This is a genomic window from Vibrio sp. L3-7, assembly GCF_963898195.1.
Lineage (GTDB): Bacteria > Pseudomonadota > Gammaproteobacteria > Enterobacterales > Vibrionaceae > Vibrio > Vibrio echinoideorum.
Genome location: NZ_CAWQUW010000004.1, coordinates 77,766 through 101,607, shown reverse-complemented (window position 1 = coordinate 101,607; position 23,842 = coordinate 77,766). Strand labels below are relative to the sequence as shown.

General features: G+C 44.4%; 23 protein-coding genes and 1 pseudogene. 12 read left to right on the top strand and 12 right to left on the bottom strand.

Annotated features, from left to right (window positions below; genetic code table 11):
- Nucleotides 1–147: 147 nt before the first annotated feature.
- The 4 genes and pseudogenes from AACW75_RS04820 to AACW75_RS04805 form a co-directional block, all read right to left on the bottom strand.
- Nucleotides 148–1,656: an SgrR family transcriptional regulator gene (locus tag AACW75_RS04820; protein WP_145569723.1), complete on the bottom strand. Its 1,509-nt coding sequence runs from the start codon at nt 1,654–1,656 to the stop codon at nt 148–150.
- A 10-nt stretch (nt 1,657–1,666) separates the two neighbouring features.
- A complete protein-coding gene (locus AACW75_RS04815) occupies nt 1,667–2,677 on the bottom strand; it encodes a Gfo/Idh/MocA family protein (RefSeq protein WP_145569726.1) in 1,011 nt (336 codons plus the stop codon).
- Between the two features lie 113 nt (nt 2,678–2,790).
- Nucleotides 2,791–3,690 (bottom strand): homocysteine S-methyltransferase family protein, encoded by a 900-nt coding sequence (locus AACW75_RS04810; RefSeq protein ID WP_237297617.1) that lies wholly within the window; start codon nt 3,688–3,690, stop codon nt 2,791–2,793.
- 108 nt (nt 3,691–3,798) lie between these two features.
- Nucleotides 3,799–4,755, bottom strand: a pseudogene (locus tag AACW75_RS04805) (integron integrase).
- Nucleotides 4,756–5,092: 337 nt separating this feature from the next.
- On the opposite strand from AACW75_RS04805, the gene dfrA reads away from it, so the two are divergent.
- The 5 genes from dfrA (at nt 5,093) to AACW75_RS04780 (ending at nt 8,068) form a co-directional block, all read left to right on the top strand.
- Complete coding sequence (gene dfrA / locus AACW75_RS04800; RefSeq protein WP_065608052.1) at nt 5,093–5,566, top strand: trimethoprim-resistant dihydrofolate reductase DfrA; 474 nt, start codon at nt 5,093–5,095, stop codon at nt 5,564–5,566.
- A gap of 155 nt (nt 5,567–5,721) precedes the next feature.
- Nucleotides 5,722–6,234 carry a GrpB family protein gene (locus AACW75_RS04795; RefSeq protein WP_145569727.1) on the top strand — a complete coding sequence of 171 codons (513 nt, stop codon included), beginning with the start codon at nt 5,722–5,724 and terminating at the stop codon, nt 6,232–6,234.
- A 103-nt stretch (nt 6,235–6,337) separates the two neighbouring features.
- Nucleotides 6,338–6,718, top strand: coding sequence for a hypothetical protein (locus AACW75_RS04790; RefSeq protein ID WP_054542607.1), 381 nt, complete (start codon nt 6,338–6,340; stop codon nt 6,716–6,718).
- A gap of 143 nt (nt 6,719–6,861) precedes the next feature.
- Nucleotides 6,862–7,245 carry a hypothetical protein gene (locus AACW75_RS04785; RefSeq protein ID WP_145569729.1) on the top strand — a complete coding sequence of 128 codons (384 nt, stop codon included), beginning with the start codon at nt 6,862–6,864 and terminating at the stop codon, nt 7,243–7,245.
- A 121-nt stretch (nt 7,246–7,366) separates the two neighbouring features.
- Nucleotides 7,367–8,068: a lipoate--protein ligase family protein gene (locus tag AACW75_RS04780; protein ID WP_145569731.1), complete on the top strand. Its 702-nt coding sequence runs from the start codon at nt 7,367–7,369 to the stop codon at nt 8,066–8,068.
- 57 nt (nt 8,069–8,125) lie between these two features.
- Here the strand turns inward: AACW75_RS04780 and tsaA are convergent, their stop codons facing one another.
- Nucleotides 8,126–8,527 (bottom strand): tRNA (N6-threonylcarbamoyladenosine(37)-N6)-methyltransferase TrmO, encoded by a 402-nt coding sequence (gene tsaA / locus AACW75_RS04775; protein WP_102500902.1) that lies wholly within the window; start codon nt 8,525–8,527, stop codon nt 8,126–8,128.
- Between the two features lie 45 nt (nt 8,528–8,572).
- Nucleotides 8,573–9,463 (bottom strand): DMT family transporter, encoded by an 891-nt coding sequence (locus tag AACW75_RS04770; protein WP_145569733.1) that lies wholly within the window; start codon nt 9,461–9,463, stop codon nt 8,573–8,575.
- A gap of 119 nt (nt 9,464–9,582) precedes the next feature.
- Here AACW75_RS04770 and AACW75_RS04765 point away from each other — a divergent pair, with 119 nt between their 5' ends.
- On the top strand, nt 9,583–10,167 hold the full coding sequence (locus AACW75_RS04765) for a TetR/AcrR family transcriptional regulator (RefSeq protein WP_059017722.1): 585 nt from the start codon (nt 9,583–9,585) through the stop codon (nt 10,165–10,167).
- 131 nt (nt 10,168–10,298) lie between these two features.
- Here AACW75_RS04765 and AACW75_RS04760 read toward each other — a convergent pair whose 3' ends face one another.
- The 3 genes from AACW75_RS04760 to AACW75_RS04750 form a co-directional block, all read right to left on the bottom strand.
- Complete coding sequence (locus tag AACW75_RS04760; protein WP_145569735.1) at nt 10,299–11,174, bottom strand: radical SAM protein; 876 nt, start codon at nt 11,172–11,174, stop codon at nt 10,299–10,301.
- Between the two features lie 218 nt (nt 11,175–11,392).
- Nucleotides 11,393–12,214 (bottom strand): SDR family NAD(P)-dependent oxidoreductase, encoded by an 822-nt coding sequence (locus AACW75_RS04755; protein ID WP_108093066.1) that lies wholly within the window; start codon nt 12,212–12,214, stop codon nt 11,393–11,395.
- Nucleotides 12,215–12,424: 210 nt separating this feature from the next.
- Nucleotides 12,425–13,270 (bottom strand): enoyl-CoA hydratase/isomerase family protein, encoded by an 846-nt coding sequence (locus tag AACW75_RS04750; protein WP_102453907.1) that lies wholly within the window; start codon nt 13,268–13,270, stop codon nt 12,425–12,427.
- Nucleotides 13,271–13,597: 327 nt separating this feature from the next.
- On the opposite strand from AACW75_RS04750, the gene AACW75_RS04745 reads away from it, so the two are divergent.
- Nucleotides 13,598–14,971: an MATE family efflux transporter gene (locus AACW75_RS04745; RefSeq protein WP_102455576.1), complete on the top strand. Its 1,374-nt coding sequence runs from the start codon at nt 13,598–13,600 to the stop codon at nt 14,969–14,971.
- Between the two features lie 9 nt (nt 14,972–14,980).
- Nucleotides 14,981–15,895: a LysR family transcriptional regulator gene (locus tag AACW75_RS04740; RefSeq protein WP_145569737.1), complete on the top strand. Its 915-nt coding sequence runs from the start codon at nt 14,981–14,983 to the stop codon at nt 15,893–15,895.
- A 198-nt stretch (nt 15,896–16,093) separates the two neighbouring features.
- Here the strand turns inward: AACW75_RS04740 and AACW75_RS04735 are convergent, their stop codons facing one another.
- Nucleotides 16,094–18,166: an alkyl/aryl-sulfatase gene (locus AACW75_RS04735; RefSeq protein ID WP_145569739.1), complete on the bottom strand. Its 2,073-nt coding sequence runs from the start codon at nt 18,164–18,166 to the stop codon at nt 16,094–16,096.
- 188 nt (nt 18,167–18,354) lie between these two features.
- On the opposite strand from AACW75_RS04735, the gene AACW75_RS04730 reads away from it, so the two are divergent.
- The gene (locus AACW75_RS04730; protein WP_004732294.1) at nt 18,355–19,257 is read left to right on the top strand and encodes a LysR family transcriptional regulator; all 903 of its coding nucleotides are present in this window, start codon (nt 18,355–18,357) and stop codon (nt 19,255–19,257) included.
- A 90-nt stretch (nt 19,258–19,347) separates the two neighbouring features.
- On the opposite strand, the gene AACW75_RS04725 is transcribed toward AACW75_RS04730, so the two are convergent.
- On the bottom strand, nt 19,348–20,247 hold the full coding sequence (locus tag AACW75_RS04725) for a DMT family transporter (protein ID WP_145569741.1): 900 nt from the start codon (nt 20,245–20,247) through the stop codon (nt 19,348–19,350).
- A 198-nt stretch (nt 20,248–20,445) separates the two neighbouring features.
- On the opposite strand from AACW75_RS04725, the gene AACW75_RS04720 reads away from it, so the two are divergent.
- Both AACW75_RS04720 and AACW75_RS04715 read left to right on the top strand, forming a co-directional pair.
- A complete protein-coding gene (locus tag AACW75_RS04720; protein WP_017078507.1) occupies nt 20,446–20,835 on the top strand; it encodes a VOC family protein in 390 nt (129 codons plus the stop codon).
- Nucleotides 20,836–20,886: 51 nt separating this feature from the next.
- The gene (locus AACW75_RS04715) at nt 20,887–21,411 is read left to right on the top strand and encodes a hypothetical protein (RefSeq protein ID WP_145569743.1); all 525 of its coding nucleotides are present in this window, start codon (nt 20,887–20,889) and stop codon (nt 21,409–21,411) included.
- Nucleotides 21,412–21,539: 128 nt separating this feature from the next.
- Here the strand turns inward: AACW75_RS04715 and AACW75_RS04710 are convergent, their stop codons facing one another.
- On the bottom strand, nt 21,540–21,839 hold the full coding sequence (locus tag AACW75_RS04710; protein ID WP_237297616.1) for a hypothetical protein: 300 nt from the start codon (nt 21,837–21,839) through the stop codon (nt 21,540–21,542).
- 834 nt (nt 21,840–22,673) lie between these two features.
- On the opposite strand from AACW75_RS04710, the gene AACW75_RS04705 reads away from it, so the two are divergent.
- Nucleotides 22,674–23,801, top strand: a complete 1,128-nt coding sequence (locus AACW75_RS04705) for a hypothetical protein (protein WP_017082599.1) — start codon at nt 22,674–22,676, stop codon at nt 23,799–23,801.
- The last annotated feature ends 41 nt before the right edge of the window (nt 23,802–23,842 follow it).

The window sequence follows — 23,842 nt, the reverse complement described above, 5'->3', positions numbered from 1 at the left end:
CCTTCTTATTGGGTCTAATTAGTTTGTGCTTATATTTGTTGAGTCTCACTTCGAGAGTACATTAGCACTCCATTTCTTTGCTATTGGCAGGGGAGTGTTAAAGATAAGTCGCTGTGCCTAATGACTTATTTTTGAACATGGCTAGACTTACAAATGGCTAATCCACAGCTTGTCGAGTTCGCACCAACCGAAACCATTCACTTGCGCGCCGTGTATCTTTTCAGAAACCTCTAAGTTGAACGCCTCTTGCTTGAGCTCAACCACAACCCCAGAGTCATTCAACCAATGCTTGAGTTCCAACAGTGTATTCATCGCTAACTCAAAGTTTGGCTGGTTTGTTATTGAGGTTAAGCCTTTTTCGATTTTCTCTAGCATCTCAGCAGGTAAAGTTAAGTCCTCAAACGGGAAGCGAGTGAAAAAGCTTAACCACGAAGTGAAGGTGTCGTTCTCATCAATAATGCTACACAACGCGACGTCTTTGGTAGTTAGGTAGTGGCCATATTCCACGTTGGTTTTGTGGTCGCCAGACACTGACAACTGCTCGAAAAGGGCTTGGCATTCAGAGGTGTCTTCAACGGTGAATTCGCGAACGGTTTTCGACAACATCGGGCTTTGAATCTTAAAGAAGGTTGAGCCGAAATCCGGTTGAGAAGAATGGTCATCGCCACGCACGGTGGTCGTCTTTTCGGGCAGTTTCACGCACACCTGATTTTGAGCGCAGGCTTTGCTCTGTGCCCATTCTGGATAGACCCACAACTCGACTCGATTGAGAATCGGCGTGCTGTGTGAATAGGCGCTATTACGGCTCAATCTCAACATCTTGCTTGAGAATATGTCTAATGAGAACGCGCCAGATCCAATCAGCCTATCAGTTGGTGATGAGTGATCAAATACGGAAGCTTCAGCTCTGGCAAGTAGGCGCGGTAAATGCCAATCAGGTTGATTCAGTTTCACGACAACCACATTGCCTGCCGCGATAGAGACCTCATCAATATGCTGATAACAGCGCCGCCATATTTTGCTTTGGCAGAGCGAGTTAAGGTTACGCGCTATGTCTTGAGGTTCGAGAGTTCTTCCGTTATGAAACTGAACACCATTACGAATCTGAAAGTGCCACAGTGTCGCATTTAGATTAGGCTGCCAATGATACGCCAAATCGCCGCTGAGTTTGCCGTGCTTAACTGAGGTTAGGCGTTGGCAAACTTGCATCACTAAGAAACGTTCGGTGCGCCTAAGTACTCGTTGAGGGTGAAGAGCCTCGAGCTCTCGGTGAAACGGGATATACGCGATATTCTGCGCCGACGGATTGGTGCTGCTTAGAAAGGCTTGTAACTCAGCGCCAGCATTGCGGCCGTTGAAGCTTAAGGTGCTAAACACCTGTTCTATGTTGCCTGCGTCAGCTTGGGTTTGTGCGTATTGGTAACACGCCTCAATGGGCTCAACCAGACACGTCAGCTGTGCTTTCTTACTTCGGCCTGAACTGGCTTGCCACTCAATCCAGCCTTGCGCTGTCATCGCTTTGAGTAAGGTCTGGACATGACGTTCACTCACGTGCAGCAGTGTGGCCAGTTGGTTAACCTGACAATGTGATACTCCAGGCCCAAAAGCCTGAAATATCTTTTCATACAGTTCAAGCTTGCGCTTAAGGTTGCCCAATTTGCTTTTCCTAACGACGAGGTTGAGTTAAATGTGGATAGCCAGAGTCAATGAGTGCTTTTTCCATCGTATCGAGAACTCGAGAGGTTATCTCTGAGCTTAGGATATTCGATTCAGTTTTGCCTTGAAGCACCAAATCTGAAAAATGGTCGATTTCAAATTCGAACCCATTGCCCGTCACTCGTTTGTTGATGGTCGACTTCTGCCCTTGATGTTCAATCTCAATAAAGGCCGGATTCCACCATTTTTCGTGAATGGTGATCTTAGTATCAGGCCCACTCAGGTGTGCTGATCGGGGAAGGTTTTGCGCTGTTGATGCCGATATCTTACCGTTCATATCACCAGAGAATGTAAAGCATGCATCGGTATCAACATTCGCTCCCTCATAAAGACACGACATCTCTACCTGAGGTTTTGAAGGGTTTACACCCAGCGTTCGACACAGATCGTAAAAGAACCAAAGCCCATAGACCCCAACATCGAGTGTTGCTCCGCCAGATAAATCCGGATTGAAGATAAACAAATCGGGCTCATAGTCGTGATGGTTGCCAAAGCTGGCTTCGATTGAATCTATCTGAATGTTGTTGTCGACCAAAAATGATTGAAGCTCACGATACGCGGGAAACACCACGGTTTTCATCGCTTCTAACAGCATCACGCCATTTTGCTTGGCGAGGGCTTTCATCTCAAGCCAGTCAGCAAGGTTGGTAAAAGCCGGCTTCTCAACCAATACATGCTTATTACTCGTTAGAAACAGTTCGGCGAGTGGCTGGTGGTATGGGTGAACCGTAGCGATGTAAACCGCTTCAACACTTGGGTCATTCGCCATCTTTTCATAAGAGCCATAAGCCTTGTCGCAACCAAACTTATTGGCGAACGTGGCAGCGCGGGAGTGATCTCTTGCGGCAACGGCATACAGTTCACCATGCAGACAGTGTTCTGTGACTGCCGCTGCGAATCGATTGGCGATATTGCCTAGCCCTGCGATGCCCCATTTAATTTTTCGTTGCGTGTCGCTCATCAGTTGCTCCAAATCGTTGTTTTGTATCAGTGTACTCAGAGGCGCCACATACAAATAGAGAACAGATTTCTCAACCTGTTCTCTATTTATTTTATTCTAGTTGAAGCTCTGGATCAGCTCTGTCTGGAGCGTTTCCAATCGGCTAGGGCTTGAATGTGTTTTGGCCCGATGCCACAACAGCCACCGACAATATTCGCACCCAATGCGTGCCAGCGTTTTACATAAGTTAAATAACCTTGGCCATCTAGCTCACGCATTTCTTGAAGCATATCATTCGCTTCATGTTCGCTGCTGATCGGCGCAAAGTTGTTGGCGTAGACACCAATTTCTAAATCACAACCTAGTTCTTCGATCACTTTTTTAGCATCCATAATGGCTTGATCCATCACTTCAGGCACTGAGCAGTTAAACATAATGCCTTTTGCGTTCGATTGGCAGGCAAGTTTGATCGCGTCTGTTACGCTCTCGCCAGAACGAATATTGGCAAAATCGCCCTTGGTATCTTCCAAACTGAATGCGTAGTAACACGGCTTATCTGACTGCTTAAGTACCGCATGAATGGAATCGAATTCTTGTAGGCTACAGATAGTTTCTGCTATCCAAAGGTCGATGTTTGGGTCTTGGGCATCGTAAAGCGTTTGGATGATTGGCGCGGCTTCTTCTACCTTGAATAAATCTGGTCGGTAGCTGCCAAATGGCGGTGGAATCGCGCCCGCGACTTTCACGGTGTGAGAAGCATTGTCAGCAACTGCTTTAGCCAGCTCACCAGATAGCGCAGCCAGTTCAAAACCTCGTTGCTCGAAGAGCGCTTCACCCAAGTGAAAAGGCACACACGCGTAGCTATTGGTGATCAGGATTTCAGCACCTGCATCGACAAAGTTTTGATGCGCTTGGCTGACAAATTCGGGTGCTTCAATCAGCGCTTGAGCACTCCAAAGCGGTTGAGAAAATGGCGCGCCAATTTCTTTAAGTTCTCGGCCCATGCCGCCATCAAGTATGGTTAGTGTTTTCATATTCAATACTATCTAAACAATTGCTGAAGTTCTGCCGCCACCATATCAGACAACCTTGTTAGACAAAAGCCATCAAGCCAAGGTTCAACTATCGATGATGGAGTTTCGTTATACGCCGTCTAGCGGGCTAGTCGTGCCACTAAAGTGTTGCCCAATAACGTGAGTGTATATCTGAGTTGTCTTAACATCACTGTGCCCCAGTAACTCTTGAACCGTTCTGATATCGGAGCCTGACTTTAGAAGTTGCGTAGCAAAACTGTGCCTGAAAGTATGACAACTAATTTGCTTGTGGCGCAATTTGTTAGAGTTAGTCGCCTTCTTCAGCGTTTTTCGGAGTGCCGAATCATGTAGGTGGTGTCGGCATACTATCCCCGACTCTGGGTGTTGAGTGACGGATTTTGATGGGAATAGGTACATCCAAGCAAGTTGTCGATAGGCACTCGGGTATTTTTTGCCTAATCGGTGAGGCAAAGATGGCCCAAACCCATTCAAGTTATCTTTAGCAAGCAGAACTGCAACTTGTGCAATTTTGTCTTGTATAGCTTCAGTGAGTGAAAAACTTAAAATTGTCACTCGGTCTTTATTTCCTTTCCCATCGTGAACAGTGAGAGACCCTTGTTTTAGGTCTATATCTTGTACTCGAAGCCTCAGGCATTCCGATACTCTCAAACCTGAACCATACAACAAGCGAAAAAACAGTTGATATTTAGGATCTATTTCATTGATCACCGAGATAGCTTCCGAATGATTGAGTACGCTAGGAATTTTTCGAGACCGAGTCGCATAGCTAAACCCTAAGTCTCCTAGAGGTTGCTTAATAAATTGATTGTATAAATAGGCTAGAGCATTGAGCGCTACCTTTTGAGTATTGATGGCGACTTTTTGTTGATTAGCTAAATGAGAAAGAAAGGAGACAACTTCAGGTGCATGCATCTGTTCAGGGTGTTTCATTTAATGAAAATGAATGTAGTACTTAATCCAATAACAGTAGGCTTTGATTGTCCTGCGACTATAGCCCCGCATCGTCATATGTTCGCAAATTGCCTGCATGAATTGACTCGCCATATATCCCCCTCACAAAATCTGTACATACAGACAGTTTATTGCTTGTTGAATAATTAATGACTTAAAAAAGAGTGGTTTTTAACTCTGATTGAGCACGAATTTAACGAGAGATTGATTTTAAGTTATTGATTAATATATAGATTGGTGAGTGGTTAAGAATGAAAGCGAGCGTTATATAGGCGGCAATGTGTACTTGCACGTTTTCACACTTAATGTTTAAACCCACTTTTATATTAAATGCATAGCATTCAGTTGGTTATGAGTGACCTTTTTGATATGTTAAGCGGATGGATTCGTGCTTGCACAATATTAAAATGTTAGCCCTATGGAGATAAATTTGAAATTATCATTGATGGCAGCGGTAGCTGAAAATGGAGTAATTGGCTCTGGCCTGGATATACCTTGGATTGTTAAGGGTGAGCAGCTGTTGTTTAAGGCAATGACTTTTAATCAATGGTTGCTACTTGGCCGTAAAACTTTTGAATCAATGGGAAAACTGCCAAACCGTAAATATGCGGTTATTTCTCGTTCTCCATCTACATCGAACGATCCTGATGTTTTATATTTCAAAAGTGTTGAAGACGCCTTGGGTTATTTAGAAACAGTAACCGAGCATGCGTTTGTGTCTGGTGGTGGTCAAATATATAAGTCACTCATTACGCAAGTGGACACAATTCATATTTCAAAAATTCATAAACATATCTCTGGTGATATTTTCTTCCCTGAACTACCAAGAGATTTGACTCTAGTTTTTGAACAGCGATTTAGTTCAAATATTGATTATACGTACCAAATTTGGCAAAAGGGCTAACAAGGCGCTAAAGACTGATTCGCGAACGCGTGCCGAACTCGCTAACGCTCAAACATGGCACACGTTCACTCACAGCTTAGCTTGGCGTTATGTGCTTGCGACCCCTTGTATGTGACAAACTTTATAATTGGCTGATATTTAATGGAATTATCTATATGAAAGTCGAAGTCATTGACTATAATCCGGACTGGTCGAATCAATTTGAGAACGAGAAGCAGGCTTTGGTTAATGCGCTGGGTAGCGCTATCGAGGGTATCCATCACATAGGCAGTACTTCGGTTAATGGCTTGGCAGCAAAGCCAATAATTGACATCATTATAGAGTGCAGCTCACTGTCTGAGCTTGATGCTCACACGTCGAGGTTTGAATCTCTCGGATATGAAGTTATGGGAGAATTTGGGATCTCGGGTAGAAGGTACTATCGAAAGGGCGGCGACGATAGAACTCATCAGATTCATGCCTTTGTCAGGGGTGACAATCATGTTTACCGCCATTTAGTGTTTCGTGATTACCTTGCCGCTCATCCCGAAGTTCTCGAGTCTTATGCGCAACTAAAGAGAAAGGTAGCAGCTCAATGTAATCACGATATTGAGATATATTGTCACGGCAAGGATAGTTTTATCAAAGAGCACGAGGCTAAAGCACTAGAATGGAAACTACGCACATAACAAAGCGTTTAAGAGTGATTCCAAACGCTTGCCGGTTTCGCTTCGCTCAAGTGTGGCAAACGCTTGTCACACCTTAACGCAGCGTTATGTTTGAGGTATAAAAATGTACGTACGATTTGTCGTTGATCAGTTCGATGAGGATTCAAATCAGAGAACAGGCATATTTCAGGCAATCAGTTGTATGAAGAAACAAGAAGTATTCTACGACTATGAACTTGAACACATCGCCGAGGTGATGGGGTGGTTCGATGAAAACCTTGAATCTCCTCTAGACTACTTAAACAAACAGAAGTCTAAGAAATCTGATGTGTATATCAGTTGGTTTCTTGAGTCTTCCTCTGAACACATATCTAAAGTACGTGAGTTTGTTTTCTTAGTTGAAAGTAAGGGGGTCGTAGTTGATCAACTAAGAACAGAAACCCCTGGTAAAATAGTTTACGCCGATAAATATCAGGTGTTTGCTAAGCCATTCAGGCGCTTCTAAGCAAACATAACAATAAATTTAGAGTGATTCACAACGCTTGGCGCTCTCACTTCAAGTAAGTTTAGTGTTTATGACACAATGTTTTAGGTAAGGTAGTAGCGTTGTTCACACCTTAACTTGGCGTCATATGTACGGAGTGTTTTATGAATATATGGATATTTAGCTCGGGGTTATTAGCCCTGTTTACTACGTTAGTGCATGTATTTGCCGGTCAAATAGACCCGGTTAGACCTTTTCTTAAATCGAAGCTCGAAGATATACCGAAAGCGACACTTCTAGCTTGTTGGCATCTTGTCTCGGTCACTTTGTTTGTTAGCTCATTAATGCTTTTATACGTCGGTTGGTATGGTATTGATTCACTCTATTTCCTAATCCAGTTGCTAGGTTTTTTGTATATTCTGTATGCATCGGTGTTTGTGGCTGTTGGGCTGTATTTTTTTGGAGCGAAGGTTTTTGTAAAGCTTCCTCAATGGATATTGCTCCTTCCAATCGGCTTTCTAGCAAACTATGGCGCAATGTATGTATAACAAATACTATGGCGCCAATAACTAACTTTTGGCGCTGTTTCCATCCCATATAGTCTTATCTATCATCAACCATTTCAGAACGTTAAATGGTAGGTCACCACAACCTGTAGAGGAAAGTGCATTGAAGTTAACGAATAAACTCGTACGTTACCCGCACATTGATGTTGATCGTGCGTTTGAAAAAGAAGCTGAATTATTGCAGCAGATACAGGCGGGTGAGATTGGGCAAGCCTTAATGCTTTGGCAAGCAAAAACGCCGACACTCGTTTTGCCCGCAGGTAAAAAGTGGCCAGTGACCGTAGAGTCTAGAAAGCAACTCGCGGCACAAGGCTGGCAGCTCACCTCGCGTAAAACAGGTGGCGCTCCCGTTCCTCAACTGCCGGGGATCATTAACCTGTCGCACATCTACCATTGGCCTCGTGATGAAGCTTACAACATCCAAAAAGCGTATCGACATCTGTGCAATGTATTAACCCTGTTTTTCAAAGAATTGGGCATCGATGTGGATGTACACGCCACCCCCGGCTCTTATTGTGATGGTGACTACAACCTCAATATCAATAAACAAAAAATAGTGGGTACTGCGCAACGTGTATTGCTTAGACAAGGGGGCGGCCAAATTGTACTTTCGCAAGCTTGTATCTTGTTAGATGCCGGCCTAGAGAACATCGTTGCGGCCGTGAATTTTTATAATCAAATTTGCGATAACCCGACCGTGGTGGATGCGCAGGTTCATACGCTGTTGTCCGCGCATTTGACGAGCCTTCCCAACGTAGATTCACTCTTTCAGCAGTTAAGCCAAGCTTTCATCAAGCATGCGTAATACCAACCTTTCGCTAACGCACAGTTCGCTTTTGGTTTAGGAAGACCAACTTCTCGCTTATCCCTTCTCTTTATAGATCGCCGGCTTGATATCCAACAGTGGTGTGTTGTTCAAGCAGTCCAAGCCTCTTACTGTCACTGTGCCATTTTCTATTTGTTCAATCGGTAGCACGGCGGCACCTATAGGGTTTGGTCTGTGCGGTGAACGCAGTGCAAAGGTGCCTTTAGTCGGCGTCTCTTCATTCCAGCTTTGTATCAGTTCGTCTCGTTTTGCGTCTTCTAACCAATACAAGATCAGGATGTGGTCTCCTGTCTTTAAACCAAGCAAACCTTGTTGGTAAACGTCATCTAAGATAATTTCACAGATCGGGCCGTTGTCCGGTTGGATGTTATTCGGACACTCCGAAACCGAGTGATAAGGCGTAGCAATTCGACCAATAAATTTCAGTTCAGCAGACATATTCAGCTCCTATTTAGTTCTTTATTTAGTTCTTTATTAATCGATTTATTTGTCATCGTTTTTCATGGTCACTAAGGTGTAGATGAAGATCGTAATCAAGATCACCACACCACCGATAATACTGGTTGTTGGCGGGATCTCGGTGAAGAAGATAAACGCCCAAACTGGTGCTAACACAGTTTCCAACATCAGAGTCATTGATACCTCTGGCGCGGTAATGTGGCGTGTTGCGACCATAGATAACACTCGGCCAACAGGTGCCGTAAACAAGCCCATCATGCCCATGATTAACCACGTTTCAACGCTGTAGCTTGATGGCGTTGCAAAGAAAAACATCACAACCGCTAGCAATAAGCCACCTAGGCCAACGCTCGCCAATCGGCTGACGTCTTGATATTTACGCAGCAAGGTAAACATCATAGATAAACAGATCACCGCGAACACAGCTAACGCATCGCCCATCCAATTGCCTGAAGAAAACGAACCTGAAACGACAATCGTAATACCAATCATCACCGCAACAATGGCAACCAAAGTCGATCGACTAGTGGCTTCTTTCAAGATCAACCAGCTGAAAATAGCGGCCACAGCAGGGGCTGCACTGAGGATCACAAAGGTATTGGCAATCGAGGTCATCTTGATGCTGAACACCAAGCCAGAGGCGCTGCCGAGCATAAGAATGCCCGCTGCTAACAATGGCCAACCGCTCTGCACTACTGCTTTTCGGATACCACGTTTGTCGTTGAACTTAAGCAAAATCGGCATCGAGATTGCGCTGAATAAGCCGAACAAAAAGGCAGTATCGAATCCACTGACACCGGCATAACGAATGAAGATTGGATCAATACTCATTAACACGGCACCTGCGATCGCGAGGGTAAAGCCGAGGGTTCGTGTGCTTCTTGCTTCAGTTTTAGGGAGGTTCATTGTCGTCATTTCTCTATCCAATTATCTGTTATCAATAAATCATACTGGTGAGTATGATTTTAAGAATTGGTTGAGTCAACACAAATCATACTTTAAAGTATGATCTCTGTTTTGGGGTGGATGAAGTAATGAGCAAGATTGAGCAGAACAAAGAGAAGAAACGACTCGCGATTTTAAAAGCGGCGAAGGAGATATTCCTCGCGGAAGGCTATGTGCAAACCAGCATGGACCGAGTCGCTAGCGAAGCGAAAATGACGAAGCAAACGCTATATCGTTACTTCTCTTCTAAAGATGTGTTGTTTGAAGCGACGTTAAGACAAATGGGTAGCCAGACAGACGATAAGTTGGTGGTGCATTTGCAGCACACCGATACTCGACAAGCGCTATTGGGCTTCGCAAAAGACTTCGTTTTGTTTCACCTTTCGAGCGAGCATATTGCGACCTTTAAGCTGTTGATAGCAGAAGGCAGCAAGTCTCCAGAATTGGTCAGTCGCTTTATGGACGTTGGCCCAGATGATACCGATCGAGTGCTTGCTCAGTTTTTCAACGAGCGATTCGATATTGAAGAACCACAAACCAAAATTAAGCTGTGGCTTGGTATGGTGATGAGTGTCAGAGAGGGTGTGTTGATGGGAATGCCTGCACCCACAGAACAAGAGATTGCAGCTCACGTGGAAGCGAGTACTGACTTGTTGTTAGCGGCTTTGGCTTAGGTAGGGCTGTGAATCTGAAAAAGTAAGATATACGTTAGGCGCTGCTGGACTTTGATTATTCCATAATAGGGAGCTGCAACGCCTGTCGTTTAGTTTGTTTACGTTTATTCGTTAAGAGTTAAATCGAGCGACTACCAAGCAAAGGTTTTAATGACGTTTTGCTTAGTGATTGGGTTGTGAGCGATGTCTTGATTGATCTTATCAAGAAACGGCTTACGAGCCTGAGGCAACATGCCACGCATTGGTGAGATGTTATTGCCGTGGTCGCCCCAGTAGTAGCAATCGAAATCTTCTAGGTTTTCGAGTAAGTATTTTTCTTCTTCCAGGATCTGCGATGGTGTTGGTAAAACAAACTCGCCACGATTTACTTCTTTTTCCAACACCGACCCCGGTTGAACCGCTAAAGCCATCGGTGCAATTGCATCTGGCTGCATGATGTTCAGCAAGCTGGTGGTATTAATCGCATGCTCGACAGAACGTTCTTTGCCGCCAAGGCCAAAGATGAAAGAAGCCAGTACCTTGATGTCTGCTTCACGGGCTAGGTTCATACCTTCAATTGCATGCTCACGCGTCATGCGCTTTTGAATGCGTTCAAGCACAATTGGGTCACCGGACTCCAAGCCTGAATAAGCCATGCTTAAACCTGCCGACTTAATCTCTTTTAATTCAGACAAGCTCTTACGACGGAAGTCATTGAAGCCTGAATACAAAGAGATATTCTTGATCTCAGGGAAGGTGATCTTGATGTAATCCAGAATCGAAATCAGCATCTCGGTTCTAATCTCCATCACGTTACCATCGACTAAAAAGATAGACTCTACATGCGGGTAGATCTTTCTCGCTGCATCAATATCTTCAAAGATGTCTTTGATGTCTCTTAATTTGAAACGCTTATCATCAAACATCGTGCAGAAGGTACATTGGTTATTACTGCACCCCAATGTTGTCTGGATGAGTACGCTCTCTGCTTCCATCCAAGGACGATAAACTTTACCTTCAAAACGCATAAATGCTCCTCGGCCGTAGCCTGTGTTGTTTCGACGAGGGCAAGTTTAGCAATCTGCATCTTGGGTGATAATTGGGCAAAGCGGGGAATCAGTATTAAAGAAATTTTAATAATCGAAAGAGCGCGCAGTTCTTTGTCTGTATGGATAGAACTGCGGCTTGGATTGTGTGTGTGGTGGTGGGGGGGAAGTGTTAGTGGTCGTTTTTTACTAATTAATGATCAGTGCGCAACGCACAGCTTTTCTTCGAGTAATTGATCAAGCACTGTCACCAGCTTGTGGTTCTTGGTGTTGTCTAATGCGTCGGCGTGCGGGTCTTTAAATAACCCAGAATCATTATCAAAATATCGACCGGAAGCGTTGGCAAACTCATCACTGAGCGCAGCACGACAAAGAATATCGGCCCCGATAGCAAGGTCGTTACCATCAACACCATAAGCATCTTTCACCAATTTACTGCCAAGGAAAGAGGCTGGGTTTACAGGGATAATTGCGGTGCCTTTGTCTAAAAGAGTATTGGCTAATTCGATGGACCACATCGTTAGTGCGAGCTTACTTTGCGCGTAAACCGGACCATCAAGTTCACCCGCATTCGGGCTAATCAATGCATCTAAATCTACGGGTGCTTGGGCTGCTGAAGATAGGTTGACGATACGACCTGTCGCATCAAAAAGAGGAAGCAGCTTTTGTGTCAGTAGATACGGCGCAATGGTGTTTACAACAAAACGCACATCAAGATTGTCTGGAGTGGTGATGTCCGAAACTTTATACACACCTGCGTTGTTAATGAGTATATCGAGTCGTTTGTGATCGCTTTTGATTTGGGTTGTGAGCGCCTCAACTTCGGAGAGCGTCGATAGGTCTGCGATGTAGCTTTCGATGATTGCATTCTTAGACAGGCGAGACAGAGCAGTCACGACTTTATTGACCTTAGCTGGGTTGCGGCCATGAATCAGAACATGGTGCCCTTGCTGCGTCAGTGCTTTTGCGGTCTCTAAACCAATGCCATCCGTGGCCCCTGTGATCAGAATTATTTTTTGCATGTTCCGTCCTTCAAAAAATAGTTTGAACAACTTTATAACAAAGATTAATGACACATAGTTGCATTTGGCTCACAAGCTGAAGACTCAAATGTGAGTCTATGGGGCAAATAATGACCATTTTAACACTTGGTGGGTAACCGTTGGCGTTTAACCATTAAGTAAGACTATGGGTCAGTTTGTGGCTGACCCAAATTAAGAGCAGTGAACGAGTTATTTGATGTCTTGAACGTTCATAACCAGAGTTTCCCAGTTACGTTGGTTTTCCATATCGTGCTCTAGGCCTTGCTCATCGGCAATTTGGAAGCGCTTAACCGCAGGTGTTTTGCTGGTGGCTTGATACAACCAGTAGGCCTCTGCTTTGAGTGCTTCGTCGATCGGTTTATCGATAGACTCGTACACCGCTTGCTTACATGCATTGATCGATTCGGCAGGGAATTGAGCGATTCGTTTGGCAAGAGTATCAACATATTCGCCAATTTCATCCGGCTCTAGTGCCTTGTTGATGGTGCCGTATGCTTCGGCTTCGTCAGCATCAAAGTCTCGTGCACTTAAGACGATTTCGAGTGCGCGACCTAAGCCGACTTGGCGTGCCATACGTGATGCGCCGCCACCACAAGGAAGGATGCCCATACCCACTTCCATTTGCATGAATTTGTATTTACCACGAGCCGCGAATCGCATGTCACACGCCAGTGCAAATTCGTGGCCTCCACCTCGAGCGAACCCTTCAAGCTTGGCAATGGTGGCTTGTGGCAGTTTGCTGATTCTTTCTAGCACCACTTGTAGGTCGAGCAACTTCGCTTCTTCACGAGAAACGGCTTCTGTCGACATGTCTTTCAATAAATTGGTGTCGTAGTGACAGACCCAAATTTCAGGGTTTGCTGACTGAAATACCACGACCTTGATGTCACGATCGCGCTCTAGTCTCATTGCTAAACCATTGAGGTCGGCAAGCATCTCTTGCCCTTGAACATTCACAGTACCGAAGTCAAAAGTGACGGTAAGAATCCCATTCTCGGCTTGAGCTTTAAACGTTGTATAACCTTGATATGCCATTTCCATATTCCTTCTGAGAGATTTCATTTCAGCCTATTCAGTGTGAATGCGACCTAAATTCAGGCTAACGAGGAATGTTCGAACCAACAATTAACCATTAAACGAAACACTATTAACGAATTATTAAGAGTGTTGATGAGTTTAGTAATTTCATTTTATTCAATATCTTAGCTTCTTGTTCTAGCATTGAAGGTACCTTGCTAATTCGATTGTCAACGAAATCTAAAAACTCATTCCTTGTTTGGCGCTCTTATCCTTTTCATTTAGCTTCGTATACTGCTCAACTAGGTAATTAGCCCCAAAGTACAGACAAGAGTAAACCGACCTATGCAGATGAGATCCGCGACTTTGAAAACCATTATTGAGAAAACACTGCCACTGACGCTGGGTGTGTTTGCGATCATGATGGTGCAATTGGTCGATTCGATCTTTATCGGTCAGCTAGGGGTGAATGAGTTGGCGGTTCACGGTATCACCTTGCCATTCCAAGCGGCGTTTACCGGTGTTCAAGTGGGCATCGGTGTCGCGGCAACGTCCATTATTTCTCAAGCGGTAGGGGCAAAAGAACAACGAAAATCCACCTCAATTGCCTCACTATCTGTCGGGTTTGGTGTCTTGGTGATTGCTTTGATCTGCATAGGGCTGATTGTTTTTAGCGATTCTGTTTTTGCGTCGTTTGTGAATGATGTCTCTGACGCTCAATACCAATCCATGCTGTCGATTTTTAATGTGTACTGGCCGTTGTGGCTGTTCAGTGCATTGATGGTGGCGGTGCTTTATCTGGCCACCTGCGTTTATCGTGCCAATGGCGATACTAAAACAACCGGCAGCATGTTCTTGGCTGCCAGTGTGATTAACCTAATTCTCGACCCTATTCTGATCTTTGGATTGGATATGGGCATTGCAGGGGCGGCGATCGCATCGAGCATTGGCTACGCGTTCGGCGCAATCTACATGCTAATCAAGTCTCGCGGTAAAGGTTGGTTTGGCTTCAATGGCGCGTGCAGCAACCAAATCAAAGGCTACAGTTTTGAGTTATTCAAGACGGTAATGCCAACCACTGCGAATCAGATATTACCGGCGGTCAGCGCGTTCTTCTCAATGCTTTTGATTGCGAGAATTGGAACCGATGAGATGGCTTTTTGGAGCTTACTCGCCCGTGTTGAAAGTTTTATGTTGGTATTGTCTCTTGCTCTAACCATGTCCATACCACCTATGATTGGTCGTTATCTAGGGGCGCAGCAGCGATGCAAAATCTCTGAGCTATTGAATACAACAGCGAAGTTCTTATTGGTTTTCCACACTGCGTTGGCAGCATTGCTGGTACTGTTTAGTGGCTGGATTATTCCTGTTATCTCGGAAGAACAAAGCATACGCAGCTGGTTTGAAGTGACCTTGTTATTTATACCGTTCAGCTATGGGCCGCTTGGGCTTTGCATGTTGGTTGCTTCGGTCTTTAATGCCTTGGGTGTGCCTCGCAAAGCTTTGAATGTCTCTTTCTTACGCTTGTTTGTTTTCTACATTCCCGCTTTATGGCTTGGCTCGATAACCGGAGACATGATCAACGCGGTTATTGCGGTGACAGTCGCCAATGTTTTAGCGGGCGCTTTTGCATGGTTTAAGCTTAATGCCTATATTAAAACTCACATTATTCCCCGTGCCGCTGCGGCCAATAAGCAGCGTGTACTCAGCGCAGGCTAGCCATTATTGATGAACATTGAACATCTAAAATTGTTTGTGCGACTCGCGTCTACGCACAATATAAGTCAAGCAGGACAAGAGCTTGGGTTGTCACCTCCGGTAGCCAGTATTCATATCGGAAAGCTCGAAGAGAGCCTAGGTGCCCGTCTTGTGCATCGCACCACGAGAAAGGTTTCCCTGACCGAAGAAGGCATGGCATTTCTTCCTCACGCCAAGCAAATCCTTTTGAGTGTCGAAGCGGGCGTTGCCTCTGTCGGAACCGGTAATGAATTACCAAAAGGGGTGTTGCGAATATCTGCGCCTTCATCGTTTGGTCGCATGCATGTTATGCCAGCGCTAAAAGGCTTTTTGGCTAAGTATCCAGATCTGTCGGTGGACATTTCACTCAGTGACTCAATTGTCGATCTGGTCGATGGCGGCTTTGATGTGGCGATTCGTAATGCGGAGCTACAAAACTCAAGCCTGATCGCTCGTAAGCTCTCGACTGATAAACGTATTCTGTGTGCGTCGCCAGAATATCTGGCAGTTCATGGCTATCCGAAAACACCAGAAGACCTCAAGCAACATCAATGCATCAATCAAACCGGCTTGGAAGGGTGGACGTTCGACACACCAGAAGGCGATGTCACCATCAAGAAGAAAGGTGCGATTCGTGTTGATCACGGTCAAGCGGTAAGGGATGTATGTGTCGATGGCTTGGGCATTGCCATGTGTGCGACTTGGATAGCATACAAGCAGCTCGCGGAAGGTTCGCTGGTTGAGGTGTTGCCAGATTACCCTTTAAAGGATGAGGCCGCGATTTGGGCGGTATACCCGAGTGCTCAGTTGCTTGCGCCTAAGGTTCGCGTATTTATCGATTATTTTGTTCAATATTATGGTTCACCTTCTTATTGGGATTGCGAAGTAAACGGTCAAACTCAGTAATCTATCAGCTTCAACAAATTATCAGTTTCATTGAGCTCTCAGCCTCAGTAAGAGAGCAAACGCGGTAGTGTTCAAGAAGCGCTTATTGAGAACAAATAAGAAAGCCCCGACCAAAAGGTTGGGGCTTGTTTTATGTTCTTTATAGAACGTTTTTTCTAGCTCACTGCTGTTGTTTTATCTATTTAGCGTATCGGACGTTTAATGCGCGTGTACCGCTGAGTCTTGGTATAGCTCGGCATCAACTTCTTCGCCTTTGTTTGGACGTGGCACAATCTCAAAAGAGGTGTCAGCTTCTGTCAGTGAAGACAGCAGTTTGTTAAGCGATGTTTTGTCACCTTTCACTCCTGCTTGTCCGTCTTCTAACAGTTTTCCTAGGCTTGTTTTCTTAAGTACGATATCAGACACGTCAGACTTATTGATGATCAGTGTTGTATCCGCATCTTGCAGCTCTGATACTTGGATATTGTTCAGGTTACCGTTAGACATCTCAACGTAGTAGAACTCTTGCACATCAGGCAGCTGAATATTCAATGTAAATGGTGTTTCTTGTGCCTTTAGCGAATCCACTTTAACTGCCAAGTAATCCAACAAGTTCTCAATGGTCATGTTAGCCAACACATCCGGAGATGCAGTTTTTGGTGCGCCCGGTTGTGTGCCAATACGAAGCTCTTGAGCGCCCGTTAGGTAGATGTTTCTCCAACCTGCACCTTCTGATTGATAACCTAATTGCTCATATGTATCTGCCAATAAGCCACGTGCAACTTTGTTCTCTGGCTCAGCTTGAATCACCTTATTCAGTGCTGTTGCAACGAAGCGGTATTCACCTTCTTGGAAGTCTTGTTGTGCTTTCTCAATCACAGTATCGCTGCCGCCCATGTACTCAACAAACTTCACCGATTCTGGCTCGATTGGTAATGGATTAAGGTTAGCCGGGTTCATGTCGAAGTAACCAAGGTACATGTTGTACACAGCACGAGCGTTGTGAGAGTAAGTACCGTGGTAACCATTGGTGTGCCAAGACTGTTGAATGCTGTCTGGCATTACCTTGTAAATCTCGTCACCGATGTCTTGTAGAACCACACCGTTATTGGCTAAACGAAGCGTTTGGTTATGAGTAAAACCGTAAGCATCACGCTGCATTTTTAGGTAATCAGAGATCTCTTGTTCACCCCAGATTGGGGCTGAGTGAGACGCAAACAACACCTCTGTTTCTTCGCCCCAAGTGACTAACATTTCGTTGATCTTCTTAGACCATTTCAAGCCGTCACGTACTTTAGCGCCACGCAGCGTGTACAGGTTGTGCATGCCTTGGTAGGTCAGTTCGCCAGTCCAAAGTGCTTTCATGCTGGGAATATACGTCACCATTTCTGATGCCGCTTCGGTACCTGAAGCATCCATGAATTGCATTTCTAGGCCGTCGATAACCAGAGTTTCAATCTCTTCGTTATGGTTCAGCTCGTAGTCTGGCAATACGTAAGTAATGCTACCGGTTGATAGACCTTTAGACAGTGCCGCATCCACAATACCGTGTTCGTGTCGGTTCAGGGTTGCGCCATATTGATAGGCGGTACGACGAGACATTGCATTACCTGCTAATACGTTTTCGTCGACGATTTCTTTAGTGATGTTTTTCGAACCGTACACTTTTACATCTGGATACGCGTCTTTGATTGCTCTTGCGCCACCAAAGTGATCAGCGTGCGAGTGAGAGTAAATCATTGCAACGACGGGCAGTTCACCGCCATCAGGCACGTTGTTCTTGAAGAATTCGAGTGATTTGGCGGCTGATTCTTTGGTAAGAAGAACGTCGTAGGCGATCCAACCGTTGTCACTACGAATGAAAGAGATAGACGCTAAATCCGCGCCTCGAACTTGGTAAACTTTACCCGGAACAACTTCATATAAACCTTCCGCCGCTTGGTTCAATACCGCTTGGCGCCACAGTGAAGGGTTTACTGAATCTGGTGCTTGGTCTGCATTCGTCACACTTGGATCGATGAAGTTAAAGCTATTACGAATGATGTCGCCTGTCTCTTGATCAAAGCTAGCAATCAGACCTTTGTTGTTATTGTCGAAAGCGCGAGTGTCGGCAAAGTTCAGTGTTTTTGCGAACTCTTGGTTTGCTTTGGTCGTCATCTCGGTTGCGCTTTTGCCACCTTGGTCGCCAATTTCGCTGAAGTGTGCGTGGTCATGGTTAGCTGCAATTGCCGGGAATGCGAGCGAGATAGCCAGGAACAGTGATGCATTTTTGAACGTGCGAGAAGTTGTCATAAGAGCCTCTTCATTTCAGAATTTTGTTTCGTTGAGGCGATTATAGGAATAAGACATATAGCAAAAAATAAAGTAAGCTTTATTTAATACATCACGATTGGCTATGTATTGAATCATGCAATGGTTGGGCGACGAAGACGAATCCTGACCTATGATTGATTAAGACCACATTGACAGGGAGAGTAACGGTGAGCGACGTGGAAAAGTTGGATTTAAATCTATTGAGCGTGTTCTTAGAAGTGTATCGATTAAAGTCGATCACGCTTGCATCAGAATCGCTTGGTATGACTCAGCCTGGGGTGAGTGGAGCCTTGAAGAGACTCCAATCTCAGCTTGATACTGATCTGTTTATTCGTGAAGGGCGAGGGATCATTCCAACCAATGCTGCGGTGCAACTAGCAAGCCGAGTGGAACCTGCACTCGAAGGAATCACCAGCGCTGTAAGTACCTTGAAGCAATTCGATAATCAGCAGCATCATGTATTCCGACTTCTGGTTAATGAGATAGGTTTAACCAAGCTTCAGCCGCTTGTCGAGCAAGATGAAACGCTGGGAAATATCTCAATCGAATTCAATATGGTGCCGAATAACGAAGAAGAACTCCTGCAGAGTTTGAGCATGCAGCAAGCGGATCTCGCCATAGATATTCACTACCCGCAGGTCAATGGTTATATGAACCAGCAAGTGCTTGAGGATAAGTTGGTATTGATTGCTCGTAAAGGGCACCCAAGAATTGATGGCGTCGTGACCGAAGAGCAGTATTACGATGAAAAGCACATCACTTTTAGAATGCGTCGTTCTCGTCTTTATACGGCTGATTATTTCGCTAAGAAGGCCATCAAACAAAGAAAAGTGAGCTCAGAATGTGACTCATTGATGATGATGTGTGTGTTGGTGTCAGGCTCTGATTGTGTCGGCAGTACTTCTCGTAGTTTTGCTAATCAATTTGCTGAGCGATTCCAGCTTCAAGTTCTTGATCAGCCGTTTGAAGTGTTGCCTGTGCAGCAATACATGATTTGGCATAAGAGAACGGAACCGAACCCTGCTCATCAGTGGTTGAGAAACAAGATTCAGCAATACATGGCCGATTAATGGCTTCTATTAGTTAACCGTCAGCGGCCTAGCTCTCCAGCGTTATTCCAACATGCATTGCTGATATTCTAAGTGCTCATTGGCATTTGATTAGCGAGCTACTCTTGCCGCTCGTTTCTGTTTAGCGCTCTCTATCATCCTAGAAGGCGTCATACCGGTTACTAACATGGTACCGGTAATAACAAGAACCGAGCCGAAAATGGTGTTAAGGCCAATCGCTTCGTCTAAGAACAGGTTGCCCCACAAGATGCCAAAAACAGGAATCAAGAAGGTGACAGACAGAGCCGAAGGCGCACCCAATTCTGAAACGAGATTGAAGTAAAGCAGGTAAGCAAGGCCAGTACAAACGGCGCCCAGTAAGAGAACTGATGTGGTGATGGTGAGATCAGGAGCCTCTCTCATCGGCATAAAGAAGACAAACGGCAACACGATTAATACCGCAGCCCACATGCTGCCATGAGCGTTATTGAATGCCTCAACTTTAGGTGCTTGTTTGGTATAGTTTGACGCTATTCCGTAGCTAAAGGCCGCCATCACCGCCGCAAATATAGGAAACACAGCCTCACGGCCAATGTTCATCGCATCCCAACCGACCAATACGCCAACTCCCGTTACCCCAATTCCAAGCCCTAATAGAACTCTTGCATCGAGTGTTGTTTTTGTCCATATCGCACCAATGATCGCCGCCCATATTGGCGCGGTAGAGTTCAAGATAGCGAGTGTCGAGGCGTTCAGTGTCTGCGCTGCATAAGCGAAAAACAAAAAGGGAAGTGCGGTATTAAACAAGCCAAGAATGAAAAAGTGTTTCGCATGGGCATTAAAAGAAAGCTTCCTTTTCAGATAAAAAGAAACCAAGAGTAGAGTGACGGCAGCGCACAGAACTCGCGCTTCGATCAGCACCGCAGGGCCCAGCGGATTAGCGGCAATTCTCATGAACAGAAACGAACCGCCCCATATCGCAGCGAGAGTTATTAGTTTTATAAAGTTCACGGCTTATATCTCAGAATGTGTAAAACACTGACTATGTAGGAAAGATAACTATTACACAAACATAGATACCAATACTGTGCAGTTATGGACATAAGATCGCGTCCATTAAATAGGAACAGTTTCAATGAATTTCGTTCTGTTTATTGTTCCTTATTTGATGAGTAATCTAGCGTTAGACATCAAACTTAGGTGAACAAAATGAAGATTGAACACATCGCTATTTGGACGAAACAACTCGACGTGTTGAAGCAGTTTTATGAAAACTATTTCGGCGCGACATCCAACGTAAAATATCACAACCCAACCAAAGGGTTTTCTTCATACTTCCTCTCTTTCGAAACAGGGAGCCGTTTAGAGATCATGGAAATGGACTCGGTGCCTGAATCGAAAGATGACATCTATGATCAATTTACGGGCTTCATTCATATGGCGATTTCATTAGGCTCGGAACAAGCGGTTGATGAACTTACAAGTCGCTTGGTCGAAGACGGCTATGAGCGCTTAGATGGTCCAAGAAGAACAGGCGATGGCTATTATGAGAGCTGTGTACTCGATCCTGATGGTAATCGCTTAGAACTTACCGTTTAATGGAGGGAGCTTGAATAGCTTTTAACTCACTAACGGAACTGAGGTATTACAATGATGAAGCGTGCTTTGACTTTCCTTTTTAGTCTTGGGCTGATGGGATGTGTTACCTCAGAACCGGTATATGAACCAGAGGCTGACTCGAAGCCTGAACCATCCCAGCCCATAGGTTACCTTGGCTTCAAAGCCCATCAAGAGTGGGCCATTCAATTCAATGATTGCACGGTCTACGATTTAACAGGCGCACAACCCTACCAGTGGTTTGATCGCATTTCAGCCGCTATCAGCTGTTACACGTTTAAGCCAAACGATGCTATCGAACCTTTATCAGTCTATGCCGACGCAGATTTTGCCAGCAATAAGCTAACGCCGATCGACCGCTTTCAAGAGTTGCAAGTATCAGAGTCAGGCTGGGGCAATTTTCCTGCCGTCTATAAGACCAACGGCACCAATTGGCTGAAAGTCAAAGAGGGTTGGATTCACCTCACACTAGCCGACCAGACACTCGTTCAGTTCTACCCTGGCACTCAAGACCAATCTGGCAAATCGCAGCATGATCAGTATTTTGAGCAGCATTGATGTTGGGGTGCCATTCGTTCTTATCTAATTGGTCGGGGCAAATGGAACCGTGAATTATTGACCTTTCTTGAGCTTGATTACAAAAGGCATAATGACACTGAAAATAATCACCGCGGCGCCAATCAGCGCTATGGTGTTTGGCAACTCGGAATACAACAGTAACCAAGAATCATTGAGTAGATCATCTGTGAGTACTCAATATTTGAAACTATGTTCGCTTCTCCCCATTTGTAAGCGTTGACACCAAACCATTGGCCGATAGAAGAAATAACACCGACCAACACTAACAGCACCAACTCATACCACGTCGGCCATTGCCACTCGATAAGCGGCGGAATCAGCGCAACACCCCCACGAATATGGCTTGATAAGCTAGCACTACGACCTTCTATTCCACATTCGCCATTTTCCTTACGCAGATAGCGCAATCGTTGCGCCTAACGTGGCCACTAAGCCGAGTTCCAACGTAGAACATAGATTCGCTTTCTAGAGTGTTAAGTCTAAAGTCTACCCTGGTAGAGGGGCAAACAGGTTTTCAAAATATTGAGAGAGATAATTAATAAGAACTCATTAACTTTTCATTAATTATATTAATAGAAATTAGATAAAAGCATATAAATTATCATCTTGTCGGTTAATAATTGAACACAGTGGCAATTTTAAGGTGGTTTTTATATTTTGACGTAATTAACGAACGCGGTAGATATCTGAGGATATCAGCTGAATAATGAATATTACCATTTTATGGGTAAGGGTAATTATCTCGAATAGTTCTTCTTAATATAAAAACAATGTAAAAGCGATGATAGTATTAACAGTAAGGTGGTATAACGATGCGAGTCACAGCAAATAAACAGGCTGATTTTTATAAAAAGTAATTCCCTCTCGATTCTGAGTGTGGCTATTACATGAATGAATTTGAAACAATGTTACACATGTAACCTTAAGTTGTTGTTTTTTATTGGTATATTTTTTCATTAGGTTTTATGAATTGGCTAGGGATAAGAAGACTTTGAAATTTTACATTGATGAATTGATTAATTAAATTAGCGCTGTCTGTTTAATCAATTAAATGGCGTGTAAGCAATGGTTATCAGAATGGATAATGGCACTTGTAATCGTTGATAGTGTGAATTTTAAAATAGGGCGAAGACCCTAGGGTGAATTTAACTATCAACAAAGTTGTTATATCCAGATATATCATTGTCTTTTCTTTAATTTCTTACCTAATAATATGTAGAGTTAATACTATGAAGTTGTCGATGAATAAATCATTGTTACTAGCAATGTCAGCGTGTTTTTTTTCTAGTGCAAGTTTTGCAGGAATTAATAGTGATTATCATGTGGTGGCCGATGACTTAACGGCTGATCATAATGAAAGTAACGGCGTACCCATGCCTTTTTATGGCAATGGAAGAATGCAGTCCAAACTTAGTGTGTCAGTTTCCTTCGCTGATAGTTACGGCAGACCAGTGACAGTACCTAAGAGTGACTTAGAAGGTGCGATATCTTTTTACCTTAAGAATAGTGAACAAGAGTTAGGCAAAAATAAAGACTGTACCTACGGAAGAGATTGCTGGGGGTATACATTGAACCCAAATGACTACTCTCACCAAATGGGGAACAGTTATGGGTACTCTAAGGGCCTACCAACGTCTCGGGTTGCAGCATCGGATACCAAATTAACCGCTTGGGTCTATAGCAACGAGGTAGCTCAGCATCGTGAAGTTTGTATGAAAGTTAAATTCAATACTGGTAGCCAATATGACAATAACTACTACGACAGTTGCGCTTATCCAAATGAATCAAGTGCCTTCTATCAAAGCGTACAGCCTAAGTCCTATAGTGCTGCTGACTTTTCAGAGATTGGAGAAGGTGAACAGGTATGGGAAGAAACTAACACTGACGATTTCTATTTCGAAAAAGCTGAGATGTATAACTTCTATGTGACGCCCAAAGATACTTCAGTGAAACTGGTCGAGGTTGCTATGGATAACTTCGACGAGTCGGACAGCGATAAGGTGTTCCTAAACGATGAGTGGTTAGGTTGTTATTCAGATTGCACTAATGGCTTTCGTTCAGTGAAAGGTTATGTGTTCGCTCCAGGTTCAGAGCGTAATGTATCTGATGAATATGTTTGGAATAGCGCCGCTGGCGAAGGTCGCACGGCGGTATGGCGAGTTAACCAGCAACTAAGATCAGTGACTCTGAGCCAATTGCTTTATTCAAATAGCGGGACATCGAACAATGATTCTCAAAAAGAGTACCGATTTACTGTATTTGACCAATACGGAAATAAAGGACCACTAAAGCTTATTTATCCTCAAAGTGAATTTACTGGTGGCGGCCAGAAATGGGATTACACCCATTGGAATCTCGTTAGCCAATAACATCCAGATAAATCAGAGTTAGCTCATCCACTTTGAGCTAA